Source organism: Methylocystis sp. (genome assembly GCF_050246715.1).
Classification (GTDB): Bacteria; Pseudomonadota; Alphaproteobacteria; order Rhizobiales; family Beijerinckiaceae; genus Methylocystis.
Genome location: NZ_JBFWVN010000039.1, coordinates 18,105 through 36,182 on the forward strand (window position 1 = coordinate 18,105; position 18,078 = coordinate 36,182).

Sequence of the window (18,078 nt, forward strand, 5' to 3'; positions counted from 1 at the left end):
GCCTCTCTTGCGGCGGACCGCGACTCGGCCCTGTCGAGTCGCGCTCGACGCTGACGGGAGAACATGTACGATCGGACAAAGCCGAACGCTGCGCTGCACAGCACATGGCTGTGGCGAGCGCTGCGGCCCACGCCAATGCCTAGCTTGCGATCGGTTACGTGACGGTGGCGCAAAATTATCCATTCGGAGTAAGTTCGGGTCGAAAGCGGGATGAAACAATTGTCAGAAATGGATAGGCTGCGCCGAACGGAATGGACGCAAGCGCCCGACGTTGAAGCCAGAAAAAGCTCGTTCAGAGGTCTGTGACAAAGGGGAAGAACAGCTATGCGGACTGCCCTCAAAATTGCGACTGCGCTCGCGTTTAGTGCGATGGTTCATCCGGCGATGGCGGCCCAATGCGGACATTCGGCGGCGGGCTTCGAGAACTGGAAGCGGGAATTCGCTGAGGAGGCGCGCGCCCAAGGCATAGGTCAGGCCGGCATCAGCGCGTTGATGGGGACGCATTACAACACGGCGACGATTTCAGCCGATCGCGGCCAAAAAAGCTTCCGCCTGTCGCTCGACCAGTTCCTGGCGAAACGCGGCGGCCCAGCTATCGTGGCGCGCGGGCGCACGCTCAAGCGATCCTACGGGGGGCTTTTCTCGCAAATCGAGCAGCGCTACGGCGTGCCGCCTGGACCTCTTCTCGCCATTTGGGGAATGGAGACGGGATTTGGCGCCGTGCACGGCAATCAGCATGCGCTGTCGGCGGTGGCGACGCTCGCCTATGACTGCCGCCGATCCGACTATTTCACCGATCAGCTTTACGCCGCGCTGACCTTGGTCGATCGCGGCGCGCTGTCGCCCAACGCTCGCGGCTCGATGCATGGCGAGATCGGCCATACCCAATTCCTGCCGAAAAACATCCTGAACTACGGCGGCGGGGGCAATCTGGACAACGCCGCCGCGGCGCTGAACGCCACGGCGAATTTCCTTCACGCTCACGGCTGGCGCGCCGGCGGCGGCTATCAGCCGGGCGAAAGCAATTTCGGGGCGATTCAGGCGTGGAACGCCGCCACCGTGTATCAGCGGGCAATTGCGCAGATCGGTCGTCAGATCGATGGCGGCGGGGCGTCGCCCGAACGCTGAAATCGCATCGCGCGCAAAGCTAAAATACGTCGACGGCATTAGCGCCGGCGCAGCGTCCAACGCCGAGTCGAAGGCGCATTCACTCCGCTGGAGTCGCCTCCGGGCCGTGATCCTCATCCGGCGTCGTGGGCGGCGGAGCCGGCGGCGCGGGCGGCGGCTTGTGGGCCTTGGCTGCGGCGGTTTCGCGACGTCGATGGACGAGATAGATGAAGAACGCCGCGACCGTGCCAATCCCCAAGGTCAGATAGACCGGAAGGTCGCGCATGAAGCTCTTCCCGACCGAGAAGGGGAAGCGCGACACCCATCGCTCGCCGTGGTCGCCCGTCACCGTGACGATGCCGACGAAATAGCCCGGATCGTCGAAAGTATGCTCGAAATTGACCGTGCCGGTCGGGTAGCTCTTCGGCTCCCGATAGGCGACAGTGACGGCTTGGAGATCCTCGTTCTCCTTGTCCTCGCCGCCGACGTCCTTGACGATGCGCAATTCGATCTTCATGTCGCGCAATTCGTCCTGCTCAGCGTCCAACACCATGATCATCGGGCCGGTCGCCGGAATGTCCTCGCAGAACTCGTTCTTCGATGACTCGGGCAGATAGCCGGTGAAATTCATGATGTCGGGGCCGATGAACAGTCGGCATCGGCCTTCCGCCGCGCCCAGGCGGCCATGGGCCTCCGCCGGATCGGGCGCCCCGGCGACGGCGACCGCCAGAACGGCCGCGACCGGGAGAAGAGCGAAACGAACGACCTTGGCGAAACGGCAACCGCCCCGGGGCGCGAGGCGATTTTCGCTCCCCTGCGGCACGGGATGCGCGTCCGGATTTCCACCTTCACGCATGATGACCTCCTGGGTCTTCGTGTGCAAGAACACGTGACTCTCAGAAATACTGCTTTGCGCCGCACAAAGCAGTTCCGTCAAGCTTACGCTTGAGAAAACGTCGCAAGGACGCCTGGGGCTTGATGTTAGCGGATTCCCGGCTATCAGCAAGGGTGCGTCGATCGGCCGCCATCCTGCGCTGCGCAATCCGCGCGCCGGTCCGGCGCAAGCCTGTCTTGGAACCGCCAGACGCCAAAAGGAACGCTTCGCGGCCGACAGGCCTGTGCAGCGCAACATAAATTGATCGGAATCAGAAAAACAATTAGGACTCGCCGGCTTTCGTGAAGGCGCCTTAATTCGCAACCACCTTAACAAGAGTTCATTCGTTGCTGGGTTGCCACTCAATTAAGGCGGAGCCATATTCAGCGCGAGGCTGGGAAGCGTTTTCCCTTGTCGCGAGGCGCAACCCGGCCATCCAGACCAAGAGGATCACATGTCCAACTTCGACCGCAACACCAGCTTCGGCTACGGGCGCGGGGTCGCGCGGCCGACCACGGCTGAGATCGACCAGGGCCTGCGCGCCTATATGCTTGGCGTCTACAATTATATGACGCTCGGCTTGGGCGTGACGGGGCTCGTCGCGCTCGGCACATACATGCTGGCCGTGGCCAAGACGGCGCCGGGCGCCCTCGCGCTGACGCCATTCGGCCAGATGCTCTACACGACGCCGCTGCGGTGGGTGGTGATTCTGGCGCCGCTCGCCTTCGTCTTTTTCATCGGCGCGCGCGCGAATACGATTTCCGCCGCGACGGCCCGCAATCTGTTCCTCGCCTTTGCGGCGGTGATGGGATTGTCGATGTCGTCGCTTCTGCTGATCTTTACCGGGGCGTCGGTCGCGCGCATCTTCTTTATCACCGCGGCGGCGTTCGGCGGTCTGAGCCTTTACGGCTACATGACCCAGCGCGATCTTTCGGCCTTCGGCTCGTTCCTGGTGATGGGCGTCTGGGGTCTCGTGATCGCCGGGCTGGTCAATCTGTTTCTGCAATCGACCGGTCTGCAGTTCGCTCTGTCGATTATCGCGGTTCTGGTGTTCGCCGGGCTGACCGCCTGGGACACGCAGAACATCAAGGACATGTATTACGAGAGCGACAGCTATGAAGTCGCCCAGAAGAAGAGCGTATTTGGCGCGCTCTCGCTCTATTTGGACTTCATCAACATGTTCCAGTCGCTGCTGTTCCTGTTCGGCCAGCGCAACGACTAACTGTCGAAACCTCGGACAAAAACCCCGCTTCGGCGGGGTTTTTTCTTGTTGGCGAACCTTTGCGCGCCGGCGCGCCTGTGGCAGAAGTCTCCAGGCGATTGAGCTGAGGACACTGAATGACGAATGTCACATTCCCGGCGGCTGCGGCGGCGGGACTATTGTCTTTCCTTTCTCCCTGCGTGCTGCCGCTGGTGCCGCCCTATCTGACCTATCTCGCCGGCGTCAGCATGGAGGATCTCGAAATCGAGACGCGCTCAGCGGCGCGGCGCGACATTCTCTTGTCCTCGATCCTGTTCGTTCTCGGCTTCTCCACGGTTTTTGTCGCGCTCGGCGCGACGGCGAGCGCCTTCGGGTCCGTGCTGCGGGCAAATCTGCATATCCTGTCCTGGGTCGCCGGCGCGATCATCATTCTGATGGGCCTTCACTTCATCGGCCTGCTTAAAGTCAGCCTGCTCTATCGCGAGAAGCGCGCCGAAATCACCAAGCCGATGGGCCTGTTCGGCTCCTATGTCATGGGCCTCGCCTTCGCCTTCGGCTGGACGCCCTGCATCGGGCCGATCCTCGCCGCCATCCTCGCGGTCGCCGGAACGCAGGAGACGGTGGCGCTCGGCGCCGCCCTGCTGGCGACCTATTCGCTTGGCCTGGGCCTGCCCTTCATCGGCGCCGGCCTGGCGCTCGGCCGGTTCCTCGCCTTCGTCGCGCGTTTCCGGCGCCATTTCGGCAAAGTCGAGAAAGTCGTCGGCGCTCTGCTCGTCTTCACCGGCGTCGCCTTCCTCACGGGCGGCGTGCAGGAGATGTCCTATTGGCTACTGGAGCTGTTTCCGGGCCTCGCCAAGCTCGGATAAGCGAAGCGCAAAACCCGCTTTACGACGAGCATCGGCTGCCGGAAATCGACCGGCTGCGCGGCCTCGTCATGGTTCTCATGGCGCTCGATCATATGCGCGATTTCTTCGACGCCGACGCGATCCGCTTCTCGCCGACGGATCTGGATCGCACCAATGCATTTCTATTTTTTACCCGCTTCATCACCCATTTCTGCGCGCCGACCTTCACCGTGCTCGCCGGCGTCAGCGCCTATCTCTATGGCGTGAAGGTCAAGGACCCCACGGCGCTGTCGAGATTTCTCGCGGCGCGCGGCCTGTGGCTGATTTTTCTCGACGCCGTTGTCATCGGTCCGATCTGGAGCATGGGTTCAGGACGCAGCGAACTCGGGACGCTCTGGGCGATCGGATGCGGCCTCGTGGCGCTCGCCGCGCTGTCGCGACTGCCGCAGCGATTCGTGCTTCTCACAGGCGTCTTGATCATCTTCGGCCATAACCTGCTCGACGGCATTCACGCAGCCGACCTCGGCGCATTCGGACCGTGGTGGAGCCTGCTGCATGAAACTGGCAAGCTGCCGTTCGACGTACCCGGCGACGTTATCTATCCCGCGCTGCCCTGGATCGGCGTCGCCGCGCTAGGATATGGAATCGGCCCGCTCTTCCTTGAGCCTGCAAAGTCGCGCGAACGCGCGCTTTTTGTCGCGGGCGGCATGGCGCTGGCGCTTTTCGTCGTGCTGCGCTTTTCGAATTTCTACGGCGATCCGCATCCCTGGGGCGCGCAGCGCGACTCCCTGTTCACCCTGCTCTCCTTTCTCAAGGTGACGAAATATCCGCCGTCGCTTCTCTATCTTCTGGCGACGCTTGGCGGCGCGGCGTTGGCGCTGCCCCTGCTAGCGCGCGCTGGCGGGGGCGTCGGCGCGGCGCTGACGGTCTTTGGCCGCACGCCGCTCTTTTTTTACGTGCTGCACCTTTATGTCGGGGTCGCCGCAGCGCTGGCCTTCGTCATGGCGCAAGGCTATTCGCTGTCGGATATCGCCGGCTGGGCGAAAGCCAGAGCCCCTCCGCCGGAACTCGGCGCGGGCCTCGCGGGCGCTTACCTCGCCTGGATACTGGTGATTTTGGCGCTTTACCCACTCTGCCGCTGGTTTGCGCAGGTGAAGCGTCGACGACGCGATCTTTGGTGGCTGACCTATCTGTGACACGATCGGGTCAAATCGCCGCAGGGAGTTGAGATTAAGTATTCGACGCAAGTCGCCTTGGTAGTCGCACTGGGCGCTTGTATAGAGGAACCCGACCGAAGAGCGCCGGCTCCCGCGCCTATGAGGTCTTGTCGCCAAAAAAGGCGGGAAAAACGGAATGCTCGAAAAGCTGGTCGCCTTATGCCTCCGCTGGCCGTGGACAGTGGTTCTACTCACTCTCGGTCTGACGGCGGGCGGCGTGTATGTCACCGTCGAACGATTTGCGATCGACACCGAGACCGCCAATCTTTTTTCGCCCGACGTCGCCTGGCGCAAGAACGAAGCGGCCCTTTACAAGGCTTTTCCGGACCTTCTCGACGTCATCGTCGTCGTTATCGACGCCAAGACGGGCGAGGAGGCTGACGACGCCGCAAAGCGCCTCGACGCCGCCCTGCAGGGAAATTCGCTCTTCTCGCGGGTTTGGCGTCCTGACGAGCACGAATATTTCCGCAAGAACGGCCTGCTGTTTCTGCCGGTCTCCGACATCGAAAAAAATATTGGCATGATGATCGGCCAGCGCGACGTCCTGCAGCCGCTTGCCGAGGACTCCAGTCTGCGCGGTCTGTCGAACGTGCTCGTCGACAATTTCAAATCAGCCTCCGGCAGCGAACGCGCCCTTAAAATGTATGTCGGCGGCGTCCAAGAGTTTTCCGCCGCCATTGAAGCGGCGCTCGCGGGAAAACCGGCGGAGGTCGACTGGGGCAAGCTGTTGGCCTCCGGCGGAAGCGCGCCAGCCCCGCCGGAACTGGAGAAGCGACGCATCGTCATCGCCAAGCCGATCGTCGACTATACCGATCTGGAGCCGGGAGGCGATGCGATCAAATTCGTGCGAAAGACGGCCGCGGAACTGCATCTCGACGAAGCGCATGGAATCACGCTTCGCCTGACCGGCCAGATCCCCCTCGCCGACGACGAATTCGCCACCATTTCGGAAAACATGGCCTTGAACACCACCGGCACGCTCGCGGTGGTGACGCTCATTCTCTTCGCGGCGCTGCGTTCGCCAAAGCTCATTCTCGCGGTGCTGATCACCCTCCTCGCCGGTCTCGCCATGACCTCAGGGCTCGGCATTTTGATGATCGGCCGCTTCAATCTCATCTCGGTGGCCTTCGCGGCGCTGTTCATCGGACTTGGCGTGGACTTCGGCATCCAGTTCGCGACCCGCTATCGCGAAGAACGTCACAATGACGACGATCTCGAACGTTCGCTGCTATCAGCGACTCGCGGCATCGGAAGCTCGCTCACGCTCGCCGCCGTGTCGCTGCTTGCCGGTTTCTTCTGCTTTCTGCCGACCTCGTTCAGCGGCGTGTCCGAACTCGGACTGATCGCTGGCGTCGGCATGATCGTCGCCTATGTCGCAACGCTCACTTTCCTGCCGGCGGCGATCAAACTGTTGCGCCCGCGCGCGGAACATGTGCCGATCGCGACAACATCGCTCGCCGCCGTCGATCATTGGATCGCGCATCACCGCCTTTTCGTGCTCATCGCCACGGCGATCGTCGTGCTCGCCGGCATGCCCGCCCTCATGCATCTGACCTTCGACTCCAATCCGATGAATCTGCGCGATCAAAGGGTCGAATCAGTCGCGACCTTCCTCGATCTTTCCAAGGACCCGAAAACCGCGCCCAACAAGATCGAGGTTCTGGCGCCATCGCTTGAAGCTGCGCGCGAATTGGAAAAGAAAATCGCGGCTTTGCCGGATGTCGATCACGTCGACTCGATTGATTCCCTGATCCCGAAGGATCAGGACGACAAGCTCGCGCTCGTCGACATGGCGGTGTCGCAATTGCGCGGCGCGCTGAATCCAAAATTGAAAGCGCCGCCGAGCGACGCCGATACCGTCAAAGCGCTAATCAAAGCCGCCAAGGCGTTGCGCAAGGCGACTGCAAAGAAGCCGATACCCGCCGTGACGCGCTTTGCCGACGATCTCGACGCCCTTGCGAAAGCAAGCCCGGAGGCGCGCGCAAAAGCGCGAGAGGCGGTGTTTGGCGGCTTCGACAAGATGCTTGGCGAAATTCGTCAGGCGCTACAGGCGCAACGCGTGACGATTGACACGCTGCCTGCGGATTTGCGTCGCGACTGGATTTCCGATGCTGGCGTCGTTCGGGTCGAGGCGACGCCGAAAGGCGACAGCAATGACCGCGTCGTCATGACCACATTCGCCGAGGCGATCCAGGCCATCGTGCCGGACGCGAGCGGTCCGCCGGTGATCGTGTCGGAAGCGCAAAAGACCATCACCCGCGCTTTTCTTGAAGCCGGACTCTACGCCTTCATCGCCATCTTCATCATCCTGGCGGTCGCGCTGCGCAATCCGATTGACGTCGCCTTGACATTGGGCCCGCTGGTGCTCGCAGGCATTATGAGTCTACAAGCCGCGGATTTGCTTGGCATGTCGCTCAATTTCGCCAACATCATCGCACTGCCGCTGATGTTCGGAGTCGGCGTCGCCTTTCACATTTACTATGTCATCGCATGGCGAAAAGGCGTCGTCGACATGTTGGCCTCAAGCCTCACCCGCGCCATTTTCTTCAGTTCGCTAACGACGGGCACCGCCTTCGGCAGCCTGATTTTGTCGAGCCATCCCGGAACAGCGAGCATGGGTCAACTTCTCGCCATTTCGCTGTTCTTCACATTGCTCGCCGCGTTCATTATCGTGCCCGCGTTCCTTGGTCCGCCGCGCGAACCGATAAAGGATGCGGCCGACGCGGCTTGACCGAGTCGGCGTTCCGGCGTTCGCTAGCTTGAGCGAATCGCATTCATCGCAACAAACAGAGGTCCGGCGTCATGAGAAAAGCCTGTCTACGCGTTGCTATGGCGGCAGCCCTCTGCGCCCCAACGGCGGCGAACGCGGTCGACGCCATCTACGGGGTTTGGGTTCGCGAAGGACATCCCAACGACAAGCTGGAATTCTACGACTGCTCCGGCAAGCTCTGCGCCAAGGGGATCGAGCCGATGCCCGACGGCTCGCCGGCGCCGGTCGTTTTGAAGGACGCCGCCAAGACGACGCCCAACCATTGGGAGGGCGATATCAATGATCCCGAAAGCGGCAAGACCTATATCGGCAAGATCTCGCTCGATTCGCCGACCGCGCTGACGATGACGGGCTGCCTCGTCGCCTTCCTATGCCAAAGCGAGACCTGGACCAAGGTTTCCGGCCCCACCAAGCCGGCGGCAGACGCCAAACCGGCCGCGCAAGAGCCGGCTGCGAAAGCGGCCGCGCCCGAGGCCCACAAGGAGCCGGCCGCGAAGGAACCCGTCGCGCACGAGCCGCCGGCCAAAGAGACGTCCAAGCCGGCGGCGAAAGCGGCAAAGCCGGCGAAGCGCAAGACGCCTGCCCCCCAAACGGAATAGCGAAGAGATTCGGCGCCTCGCCGCGCGGTCCTTACCGATACGTAACTTGACCGTTGCACCGCTTCGAGCGAGCTTGTGATTCACAGCTTTTCGCGCGTTGACGGCCAGCGCGCGCCTCCTCGCCGCCGCTTGGGAATGCTTGCGATCCGCCGCTGGTCCTCTCGGGGCGAGCGAAAGGGAGCCGCAGCGCCCGAGGGCGCGGGCCTTCCCCAAGCCTCCACCGGCGCTTAAGGAAGGGGACGCTCAGGCCGTTCCCGCCGTCCCTTCCGGAGACGTCTGCTACTTGACCGCGCCCGCCTTGACTCGCTCCCCTCGCCCGGCGCTGGCGGCCGCGACGTTCGCCGCCGCGCTGGCCGGCTGCGATCTGGAGTGGGACAAGCCCAATCTGTCGGCGCCGCCGCCGGCGCGTTTCGTGGAAGCGAAGCCGCATCCGGCGCCGCCGATCTCCGGAGGGCGGGATTTCGCCGTCAAATTCGGCTCCAAGGAACTGACCCAGCTCGTCGAGCGCGCGCTCGACGACAACCTCGACCTCGCCGCGGCGATCGCCCGCATCGCCCAGGCCGACGCACAAGCGCGCGTTTCAAGCGCCGCGCAATGGCCGGCGGTGTCCTTGACGGATATCGCCCGCACGACGCGGACGCCCGGCACGACGATCAATGTCGGCTCGGCGAGCTCGGGATTTAATCCGGCCACCACATCGAGTTCGAGCTCAAGCCTGTCGAGTTCAGGATTCCGCGCTCGGAATTTCGGCTTTTTCCAGCTCGGTCTGACCGCGAGCTACGAACTGGATTTCTGGGGCAAGAACGAGGACGCCTCGATGGCCGCGCGCATCCTCGCCAATGTGTCGCGCTTCGATCGCAACGTCGTCGAAATCTCGACCGTCGCCGCTGTGCTGAACGCCTATTTCCAAGTGCTCACCGCCCAGGATCGTCTGCGCATCGCGCGCGGGAACGTCACAATCGCGCAGCAGGTGATGGACGCGATCAACGCAAGGCTCGAAGTGGGCGTGGCGACCGTGCTCGACACGTCGCAGCAGCAAACGATCCTGGCGCAGCAGCAAGCAACCATTCCGCCGCTCGAACAGACCCTGCGCCAGACCCGCAACAATCTTGCGGTGCTGCTGGGACAGACGCCTGAAAGCATGACCATCAAGGGCGGCTCGCTGACCAAGCTGAACTTTCCGCGCATTGCGCCGGGACTGCCTTCGGAAGTGCTCTTGCGCCGACCCGACGTGGCCGAGGCGGAAGCGCGGCTCGCTTCGCAGGAATTTTCGGTGTTGCAGGCGCGGGCCGCGTTTTTCCCGTCGATAAGCCTGACCAGCCTCTATGGCTTCCAGAGCGCGCTGCTCTCGACGCTGCTGCTGCGGCCGGACGCCATCGCCGTACAACTCGCCGGCACGCTGACGCAGCCGGTGTTCGACGGATGGAACCTTCAGGGCCAATATGACCTGCAGAAAGGCCGCTATTCGGAACTGGCGGCGCTTTACCGCAAACAAATTCTAACCGCGCTGTCCGATACTGAGAACGCTCTGATTGCAATACGCGAGACGGACCGCCAGATGAAGTTCCTGAGCGTCGCGGTGTCTGCCGCTCGGCGCGCCTTGGGCGCCGCGGAGGTGACGCTGCAGGAAGGGACAATCGACATCGTGACGCTCGCGCAAACGCAAACGAACTATTTCCAGACGCAGGACCAGCTTGCCGTCGCGCGGCTCTCTCATTTTCAGGCGGCGACGAGCCTCTATCAGGCGCTCGGCGGCGGCTGGGGGCCAACAACTCGCGAAATCGAGATCGCCCGCTCCAACGCAGCCTATGAAGCCGACAGGGGACCATGGCCATGACCCGCGTCAGCCGAAGGGTGCTGCTGGCGATCGGCGCGCTCGTGCTCGCCGTCGTCTTGGCCTGGGCATATCAAGCGGGAAAGCTTCCTGGCTTCGGGGCCAGGGACCAGGGTTCCGGCGCAGCGCGTTCCGGCGGCGCGCGGGGCGAGCGTATCGTTACGGTGACTGTTTCGAAGACTCGGCGCGACGACGTGCCAGTGACCATCGATGCGGTCGGCACCGTGCAGGCGCTCAACACGGTGACGATCCGCACGCAGGTCGACGGGCGACTGCTGCGCCTCGCCTTCACCGAGGGACAGGACGTCCACAAAGGCGACATATTGGCCGAAATCGATCCGGCGCTCTATCAGGCGCAATATGATCAGGCGGTCGCCAAGAAGGCGCAGGACGAGGCCAATCTCGCCAACGCTCGCGTCGATCTCGCCCGCTATGAAAGGCTCGTCGTCGGCAATTTCGCTTCCAAGCAGCAACACGCCACCCAGAAGGCGACGGTCGCTCAACTTGAAGCGCTGGTACGGGCCGACAAGGCTGCGATCGACAACGCCAAGACGACGCTCGACTATGCAACGATCCGCTCGCCGATTGACGGGCGCGCCGGCATCCGTCTCGTCGACGTTGGCAATATTCTGCACGCCTCAGATTCGACCGGCATTGTCGTCATCACGCAACTGAAGCCGATTTATGTTGTGTTCACCCTGCCTCAGCAGGCGTTGCCCTCGGTGCAAAAGGCGGAGGCCCGAGGAGCGGCCAAGGTCACGGCGCTTGGTCCGGACAACGCAACGCCGATCGAAACAGGAGAGCTGAGCGTCATCGACAATCAAATCGACCAGTTGACCGGAACGGTGCGTCTCAAAGCGATCTTTGCGAACCAAACGCTGTCGCTCTGGCCCGGCCAATTCGTGAATGTGCGTCTGATGCTCGACACGCTGAAGAACGTGCTCGTGGCGCCGAGCCACGCGGTGCAACGCGGGCCGAACGGCGCTTTCGTCTATGTGCTGGCCCCTGATGACGTCGCGACAATGCGCGAGGTGACGACGGGCCGACAGGATGAGAAAATCGCCGTCATCGCTTCGGGGCTCCAGCCCGGTGAGGTCGTCCTTACAAGCGGCTTTTCCCGGCTGTCGGACGGCGCAAAAGTTCATGTCGTGAGCGCGCGTGCGGCTGCCGACGCCGACAGCGCCGACGCCAGCGGCGAAGAAGAGAGCGCAAAGCCGGCGCGTGGAGCGGCGCCGCGCGCGCCAGGCGGTCGAACGAAAAAATGAACGTATCAGCGCCCTTCATCCGCCGGCCGGTGGCGACGTCGCTTTTGGCGTTCGCCGTGCTGCTGTTTGGCGTGATGGGGTATTTGCGACTTCCCGTCTCACCGCTGCCACAGGTCGATTTTCCGACCATTCAGGTGACGACACAGCTGCCCGGCGCCAATCCCGATACGATCGCATCGCTGGTGACGGCGTCGCTCGAACGGCAGTTCGGCCAGATTCCGTCGCTGACCAGCATGTCGTCGCAAAGCTCGTTCGGACTTTCTCAGATCACGCTGCAATTCGATCTCGACCGCAATATCGACGCGGCCGCGCAAGACATTCAGGCGGCGATCAACGCCGCCGCCTCGACGCTCCCGCGCAACCTCCCCTATCCGCCCGTCTACGCCAAGGTTAACCCCGCAGACACGCCGATCCTGACGCTGACGCTGCGTTCGAAGACCGCCACCTTGCGCGATTTGAGCGATCGCGCCGACACGCTGATCGCGCCGCAGCTCTCGCAGGTCTCGGGAGTCGGCCGCGTCTCGGTGCAGGGCGGCGTCCGGCCGGCGGTGCGCATTCAGGCCGATCTCGCGCGGCTTGCGGCCAATCGCATCAGCATGGAGGATCTGCGCCTCGCCATCGCGTCGGCGAATGTCGCCGGCGCCAAGGGCTCGCTTGACGGCAAGCGACAGTCCTATGTGCTCGACGCCAACGACCAGATTCTAAACGCCCGTCAATATGACGACATCATCGTCGCCTGGCGCAACAATGCGCCGGTGATGCTTCGCGACGTGGCGCAGGTCTTCGACGGGCTGGAGAACGCCCGCGTCGGCGGCTGGCACAATGGCGTGCAGACGGTGGTTCTCGACGTGTTGCGCCAGCCCGGCGCCAACATCATCAACACCGTCGAATTGGTGAAGAACGAGCTGCCGCAGATTCAACGGGCGCTTCCCGCCGGCATGTCGCTCGAAATCGTCAACGACCGCACCGTCACGATCCGCGCCTCGATTTTCGAGGTGCAGCTGACGCTTGTCATCGCCGCGGCCCTCGTCGTGCTTGTCGTGCTGATGTTTCTGCGCAGCTGGCGCGCGACCCTCATCGCCGGCGTCAGCCTGCCGCTCTCGATCATCGCCACATTCTCGACCATGTGGGCCGCGGGGTTCTCGCTCGACAATCTGTCGTTGATGGCGCTGACCATCGGCACGGGCTTCATCGTCGACGATGCGATCGTGATGATCGAAAACATCGTCCGCAACATCGAAGAGGGCAAAGCGCCGCGTCAGGCCGCGCTCGACGGCGCGCGCCAGATCGGCTTCACGGTCGTGTCTCTGACCGTCTCGCTCATCGCGGTGTTCATCCCGCTCCTGTTCATGACCGGCATCGTCGGCCGGATGTTCCGCGAATTCGCGCTGACGCTGACAATGGCGGTTGTCGTCTCGGCGGTGATCTCGCTGACGCTGACGCCAATGCTTTGCGCGGCGCTGCTGCGATTTGCGCCGCCGCCCGGTCGATCGCGATGGGAAACGCTTTCGCTGGCGCTTGACCGCGCTTATGAAAAATCGCTCGACTGGGCGCTCAAGCGCGAGACATTCATGCTCGGGCTCACCGTCGCGACGCTGGCGCTCACGATCGCGCTCTACGCAATCATTCCCAAGGGCTTCCTGCCGCGGCAGGATACTGGCGTGCTGTCGGCGGTGATGGAGGCGGCGCCGGACGCCTCCTTCGACAAGATGACGGCGCTGCAGGCGAAGGTCGCCGAAGCGTTTCGTCAAGATCCCGACGTCAGCGGCGTGACCTCGGTGCTGGGCGTCGGAACCCTCAACGCGACGACCAATGTCGCGCGGCTCACGGTGATGCTGCGTCCGCATGACGAACGCTGGGCGAGCGCCGAAAAAATCGCCGACCGTCTGAAGGCGGCAGGCGAAAAAATCCCGGGCGTCACGCTTTACGTTCAGCCGGTTCAAGACATCCAGATTACGACGCGGCCGAGCCGGTCCCAATTTCAATATACGCTGACCTCCGCCGACGGCGGCGAATTGTTGACCTGGTCCAACCGACTGCTCGACCGTCTCCGCATGACGCCTGGCTTGCGCAACGTCGCCGCTGAAACGCAGGAGGGCGGCTTGCGCAGGCTCATGCGGATCGACCGCGAGAAAATGGGGCGGCTCGGCATTACGGCGCAAAATGTCGACGACGTGCTCAACGACGCCTTTGGGCAGCGACAGATTTCGACGATTTACACGCAGTCGAATCAATATCGCGTCATTCTCGAAGCTGCGCCGCAATATCTGCGCGATCCGTCCGCCTTGCAGAAGCTTTATGTCGCGCCGCTTGGCGGCGGGCCGCAGACGCCGCTCGCGACTTTCGTGCGCATGGAGGATCTTTCCGCGCCGCTATCCGTTGCGCATCAGGATCAGTTTCCCGCCTCGACCATCAGTTTCGATCTTGCCGAAGGCTATTCGCTGGGCGACGCAGTGAAAATGATCGCCGACGCCGAAGCCGGGATCGGCATGCCGTCGGCGATTCAGGGCGTCTTCAGCGCGGACGCCGCCGAATTCAACAAGTCGCTGGCGAGCGAACCCTGGCTCATTCTCGCGGCGATCGTGTCGATCTATGTCGTGCTCGGCGTTCTCTACGAAAGCTTCGCCCATCCCTTCACCGTCCTGACGACTCTGCCGTCGGCGGGCGTCGGCGCGCTACTCGCGCTGCTCGCCTTTCACATCGAAATGTCGATTGTCGCGCTGATCGGCGTCGTTCTGCTGATGGGCATCGTCAAGAAGAACGCGATCATGATGATCGACTTCGCGTTGGACGCTGAGCGCGACGACGGACTCTCGGCGCGTGACGCGATCGTGCGCGCCTGCCATCTGCGCTTCCGCCCCATCATGATGACGACGCTTGCGGCGCTTTTCGGCGCTCTGCCGTTAGCGCTCTCGCATGGGCCGGGCAGCGAGCTGCGCATTCCGCTCGGCGTTGCGATCATCGGCGGCCTGCTTCTGTCGCAGGCGCTGACGCTCTACACAACGCCCGTCATTTATCTCGCCGTGGAGCGTCTGCGCGTTCGGCTGTCGCCGCCGGCCGAGCCGCGGTTCGCTGGCGAAGAGCGAGTCGTCGAACTGCCGAAGCCGCCAACGCGCGAGGCCGCCGAGTGAACGTCTCCGCGCCGTTCATCAGACGGCCGGTCGCGACGACGCTATTGGCGAGCGCGCTGTTCCTCGTAGGCGCCGTCGCTTATTTTTTCCTGCCCGTCGCGAGCCTCCCAGCGGTCGATTTTCCGATCATCGGCATCTCCGCTCAGCGGCCCGGCGCCGATCCACAGACGATGGCGGCGTCCGTCGCGGCGCCGCTCGAACGTCGCCTCTCCACTATCTCCGGCCTGAACGAGCTGACCTCAACGAATTCGCTCGGTGCGACGCAGATCGTCGCCCAGTTCGACATCACGCGGAATATCGACGCCGCCGCGCGCGATGTGCAGGCGGCGCTCAACGCGGCGCTGACCGACCTGCCCGCCGATTTGCCGACGCTGCCGCACTATCGCAAGGCCAGTCAGTCGGGCATGCCGGTGATCGTGCTGGCGATGACCTCCGACACCTTGCCGACGAGCGCCATTTTTGACGCTGTCGACTCGGTTATTGCGCAGCGCGTTTCGCAGGTTCCCGGCGTCGCCGAGGCGCGGATCGCCGGCGCCGAACAGCCAGCGATCCGCGTCCAGGTCGACAGCGCGCGGCTCGCCGCCATGGGGCTCGGGGTCGACGCGGTCGCCAATGCGCTCAACGCCGCCAACGCCCATTCCGCCGTTGGCGCGCTCGGCGGCGGTTCGCGCGAGATCACCCTTGCAACGACCGATCAGCTATCGACGCCCGACGATTACCGCAACATCGTCATCGCATCGCGCAACGGCGCAGTGGTCAAGCTCGGCGACGTCGCCAAGGTCGAACTCGGCGTAAGAAACCGCAACGCCGCCGGATGGTTCAACGGCAAGCCCGCCGTGCTCCTCATTGTCGCCAAACAGCCGGACGCCAATGTGATCGAAACAGTCGATCAGATTAAGGCGCTGCTGCCGCAGCTACAGGAATGGATTCCGAGCGGCATCAAGATCCATGTGCTCGCCGACCGCACCCAAACCATTCGCGCCAGCATTCATGACATTCAGCGCACGCTGGCGATCTCCATCGTGCTGGTGATGATGGTCGTCTATGTGTTCCTTCGCCGCGCCACGCCGGTCATAGCGGCCGGCGTCACCGTGCCGCTCTCTCTGGTCGGCACTTGTGCGGCGATGTGGGCCGCCGGTTTCTCGCTCGATAATCTCTCGCTGATGGCCCTGACGGTCTCGGTCGGTTTCGTCGTCGACGACGCGATCGTGATGATCGAAAACATCCAAAGCAACGCCGAGCGCGGTTTGAGCCGCATGGAGGCGGCTCTGGTCGGCGCCAAGCAGATCGGCTTCACTGTCCTGTCGATCAGCCTTTCGCTCGTCGCCGTTTTCATTCCGCTGCTCTTCATGGAAGGCGTGATGGGCCGGCTGCTGCGCGAATTCGCCTGGACGCTGACCTTCGCCATCGCGATTTCGACGGTCATCTCGCTGACCGTGACGCCGATGATCTGCGCGCGCCTGCCCGCGCCTCGCGAGAACACGCCATCGCGCTTCGACAGGATTGTCGAAGGCGCGCTCGACAGGATCGTAGATTTCTATGCGCGCAGCCTGCGTCCGGTGATCGATCACCCATGGGCCACGTTGATTGTCGTGGTGATCTCGATCGCCTGGACGGTCCGTCTTTATGAGACGATCCCGAAGGGCACGCTGCCCCAGGACGATATCGGCCTGATCAATGGAACGACCGAGGCGTCAGGGGACGTGTCTTTCGCGGAAATGGCGCGACTGCAAAGACTCGCGTCTGAAACGCTGCTTGCTGATCCGGATGTGGTCAACGTCGGCTCCTTCATCGGCGCCGCAAACCTGACCGCCTCCATGAACCAGGGCCGGCTGTTCGTCTCCTTAAAGCCAGCTGACGAGCGGCGCGCGTCAAGCAAGGAGGTGATCGCGCGCTTGCGTCGACAATTTGCGAAAATTCCAGGCCTTAACGTGTTTATGGTGCCCTCTCAGGATTTGCGATCGGGCGGTCGCCTCAGCAAGGCGCAATATCAGTTCACCCTGTCGAGTCCGTCGGTCGAAGCTCTCGAAGCATGGCGCGACAAGGTGCTGGAGCGCTTGAAACAAGTGCCCGAACTCGTCGACGTGACCTCCGACCAGGAGCGCGGCGGATTGCGCGCCAAGGTCGTCATCGATCGCAAGACCGCCTCGCGGATGAATGTGCAGATATCCGCCATCGATGCGGCGCTGAACAGCGCGTTCGGGCAAAGACAGGACGCGATCATCTATACTCAGCGCAATCAATATCGCGTGATCTACGAAACGCCGCTCGAACGTCAGCGCGACATTCGCGATCTTGCAGGAATTTACGTATCGACAGCGACCGGCGACCAGATTCCGCTGACCGCGCTCGCCCATATCGAGCGCAGTTCGTCGCCGCTCGTCGTCAATCATCAGGGCGTGGTGCCGGCGACGACCATTTCCTACAATGTCGCGCCCGGCTACAGTCTCGACGCGACCGTGGCCGCGATCGAAAAGGCGATCGCGGAACTCAATCCGCCGGGCGGCCTTCGCGCCGAATTCGCCGGCGATGTCGCGGATTTTCGCAAGGTGGCGGCCGGCATGGCGGGGCTGATCCTCGCCGCTCTGCTCTCGGTCTACATCATTCTCGGCATTCTTTACGAAAGCCTCGTCCATCCGATCACGATCATCTCGACGCTCCCGTCAGCGGGGCTCGGCGCGCTGCTGTCGCTCGAATTATTCGGCGTCGAATTCACCATCATCGCCTTCATCGGCATTTTGCTGCTGATCGGCATCGTCAAAAAGAACGGCATCATGCTGGTCGACTTCGCCTTGCAGGCGGAGCGCGACGGCGGCATGTCCGTGCATGACGCCGCGCTCGCGGCGGCGCGCGAACGCTTCCGCCCCATTCTGATGACGACCTTCGCCGCGATCTTCGGCGCATTGCCGCTGGCCTTCGCGACCGGGATCGGGGCCGAACTTCGGCGCCCGCTCGGCATCACCATCGTCGGCGGCTTGCTGCTCAGCCAGGCGCTGACGCTCTACACGACGCCGGTGATCTATCTGCTGATGAGCAAGCTTCGACGCAAGAAGCCGGCTGCGCCGGCGCAAGAGCGCGGCGCGCAGCTAAATGCCCACGGCGCTTGAGGTTAGTCATCCGTGAAGAACTCGCAAGGCGTTGACGTGACGAAGTTTTGAGACCTGCGGAAGTAATCGTTTCCGCAGGTTTTCGCTGCGCGGGATGCTGTTTGCTTGCAAATTGATCCGGCGCCGCT

Annotated in this window: 11 protein-coding genes; 10 read left to right on the forward strand and 1 reads right to left on the reverse strand. The window is 63.0% G+C overall.

All coding sequences use genetic code 11. From position 1 onward, the window contains the following. The first annotated feature begins 324 nt into the window (after nt 1-324). Nucleotides 325-1,128: a lytic murein transglycosylase gene (locus AB7I51_RS12600; RefSeq protein ID WP_428404846.1), complete on the forward strand. Its 804-nt coding sequence runs from the start codon at nt 325-327 to the stop codon at nt 1,126-1,128. 79 nt (nt 1,129-1,207) lie between these two features. Here the strand turns inward: AB7I51_RS12600 and AB7I51_RS12605 are convergent, their stop codons facing one another. Further along, on the reverse strand, nt 1,208-1,963 hold the full coding sequence (locus AB7I51_RS12605) for a hypothetical protein (RefSeq protein ID WP_428404845.1): 756 nt from the start codon (nt 1,961-1,963) through the stop codon (nt 1,208-1,210). A 472-nt stretch (nt 1,964-2,435) separates the two neighbouring features. On the opposite strand from AB7I51_RS12605, the gene AB7I51_RS12610 reads away from it, so the two are divergent. The 9 genes from AB7I51_RS12610 (at nt 2,436) to AB7I51_RS12650 (ending at nt 17,950) form a co-directional block, all read left to right on the forward strand. Beyond that, nucleotides 2,436-3,203, forward strand: coding sequence for a Bax inhibitor-1/YccA family protein (locus AB7I51_RS12610; protein WP_428404844.1), 768 nt, complete (start codon nt 2,436-2,438; stop codon nt 3,201-3,203). A gap of 116 nt (nt 3,204-3,319) precedes the next feature. After that, on the forward strand, nt 3,320-4,048 hold the full coding sequence (locus tag AB7I51_RS12615) for a cytochrome c biogenesis CcdA family protein (protein WP_428404843.1): 729 nt from the start codon (nt 3,320-3,322) through the stop codon (nt 4,046-4,048). Then, nucleotides 4,006-5,223, forward strand: a complete 1,218-nt coding sequence (locus AB7I51_RS12620) for a DUF1624 domain-containing protein (RefSeq protein WP_428404842.1) — start codon at nt 4,006-4,008, stop codon at nt 5,221-5,223. Before AB7I51_RS12615 ends, AB7I51_RS12620 begins: the two co-directional genes overlap by 43 nt. Before the next feature lie 157 nt (nt 5,224-5,380). Next, the gene (locus AB7I51_RS12625; RefSeq protein WP_428404841.1) at nt 5,381-7,975 is read left to right on the forward strand and encodes an MMPL family transporter; all 2,595 of its coding nucleotides are present in this window, start codon (nt 5,381-5,383) and stop codon (nt 7,973-7,975) included. Between the two features lie 98 nt (nt 7,976-8,073). Continuing rightward, entirely contained in the window at nt 8,074-8,613 is a 540-nt protein-coding gene (locus AB7I51_RS12630) for a DUF2147 domain-containing protein (RefSeq protein ID WP_428404840.1), read from the forward strand. A gap of 298 nt (nt 8,614-8,911) precedes the next feature. After that, nucleotides 8,912-10,450 (forward strand): efflux transporter outer membrane subunit, encoded by a 1,539-nt coding sequence (locus AB7I51_RS12635; protein ID WP_428406246.1) that lies wholly within the window; start codon nt 8,912-8,914, stop codon nt 10,448-10,450. Further along, nucleotides 10,447-11,712 (forward strand): efflux RND transporter periplasmic adaptor subunit, encoded by a 1,266-nt coding sequence (locus tag AB7I51_RS12640; protein WP_428405427.1) that lies wholly within the window; start codon nt 10,447-10,449, stop codon nt 11,710-11,712. The genes AB7I51_RS12635 and AB7I51_RS12640 overlap by 4 nt, the downstream gene beginning before the upstream one ends. Next, a complete protein-coding gene (locus AB7I51_RS12645; RefSeq protein WP_428405428.1) occupies nt 11,709-14,843 on the forward strand; it encodes an efflux RND transporter permease subunit in 3,135 nt (1,044 codons plus the stop codon). Before AB7I51_RS12640 ends, AB7I51_RS12645 begins: the two co-directional genes overlap by 4 nt. Beyond that, the gene (locus AB7I51_RS12650; RefSeq protein ID WP_428405429.1) at nt 14,840-17,950 is read left to right on the forward strand and encodes an efflux RND transporter permease subunit; all 3,111 of its coding nucleotides are present in this window, start codon (nt 14,840-14,842) and stop codon (nt 17,948-17,950) included. Before AB7I51_RS12645 ends, AB7I51_RS12650 begins: the two co-directional genes overlap by 4 nt. The last annotated feature ends 128 nt before the right edge of the window (nt 17,951-18,078 follow it).

Bases quoted from the DNA above. Each gene is read 5' to 3' on its own strand.
- AB7I51_RS12600 (WP_428404846.1), top strand. From the start codon at position 325: ATGCGGACTGCCCTCAAAATTGCGACTGCGCTCGCGTTTAGTGCGATG.
- AB7I51_RS12605 (WP_428404845.1), bottom strand. From the start codon at position 1,963: ATGCGTGAAGGTGGAAATCCGGACGCGCATCCCGTGCCGCAGGGGAGC.
- AB7I51_RS12610 (WP_428404844.1), top strand. From the start codon at position 2,436: ATGTCCAACTTCGACCGCAACACCAGCTTCGGCTACGGGCGCGGGGTC.
- AB7I51_RS12615 (WP_428404843.1), top strand. From the start codon at position 3,320: ATGACGAATGTCACATTCCCGGCGGCTGCGGCGGCGGGACTATTGTCT.
- AB7I51_RS12625 (WP_428404841.1), top strand. From the start codon at position 5,381: ATGCTCGAAAAGCTGGTCGCCTTATGCCTCCGCTGGCCGTGGACAGTG.
- AB7I51_RS12630 (WP_428404840.1), top strand. From the start codon at position 8,074: ATGGCGGCAGCCCTCTGCGCCCCAACGGCGGCGAACGCGGTCGACGCC.
- AB7I51_RS12640 (WP_428405427.1), top strand. From the start codon at position 10,447: ATGACCCGCGTCAGCCGAAGGGTGCTGCTGGCGATCGGCGCGCTCGTG.
- AB7I51_RS12645 (WP_428405428.1), top strand. From the start codon at position 11,709: ATGAACGTATCAGCGCCCTTCATCCGCCGGCCGGTGGCGACGTCGCTT.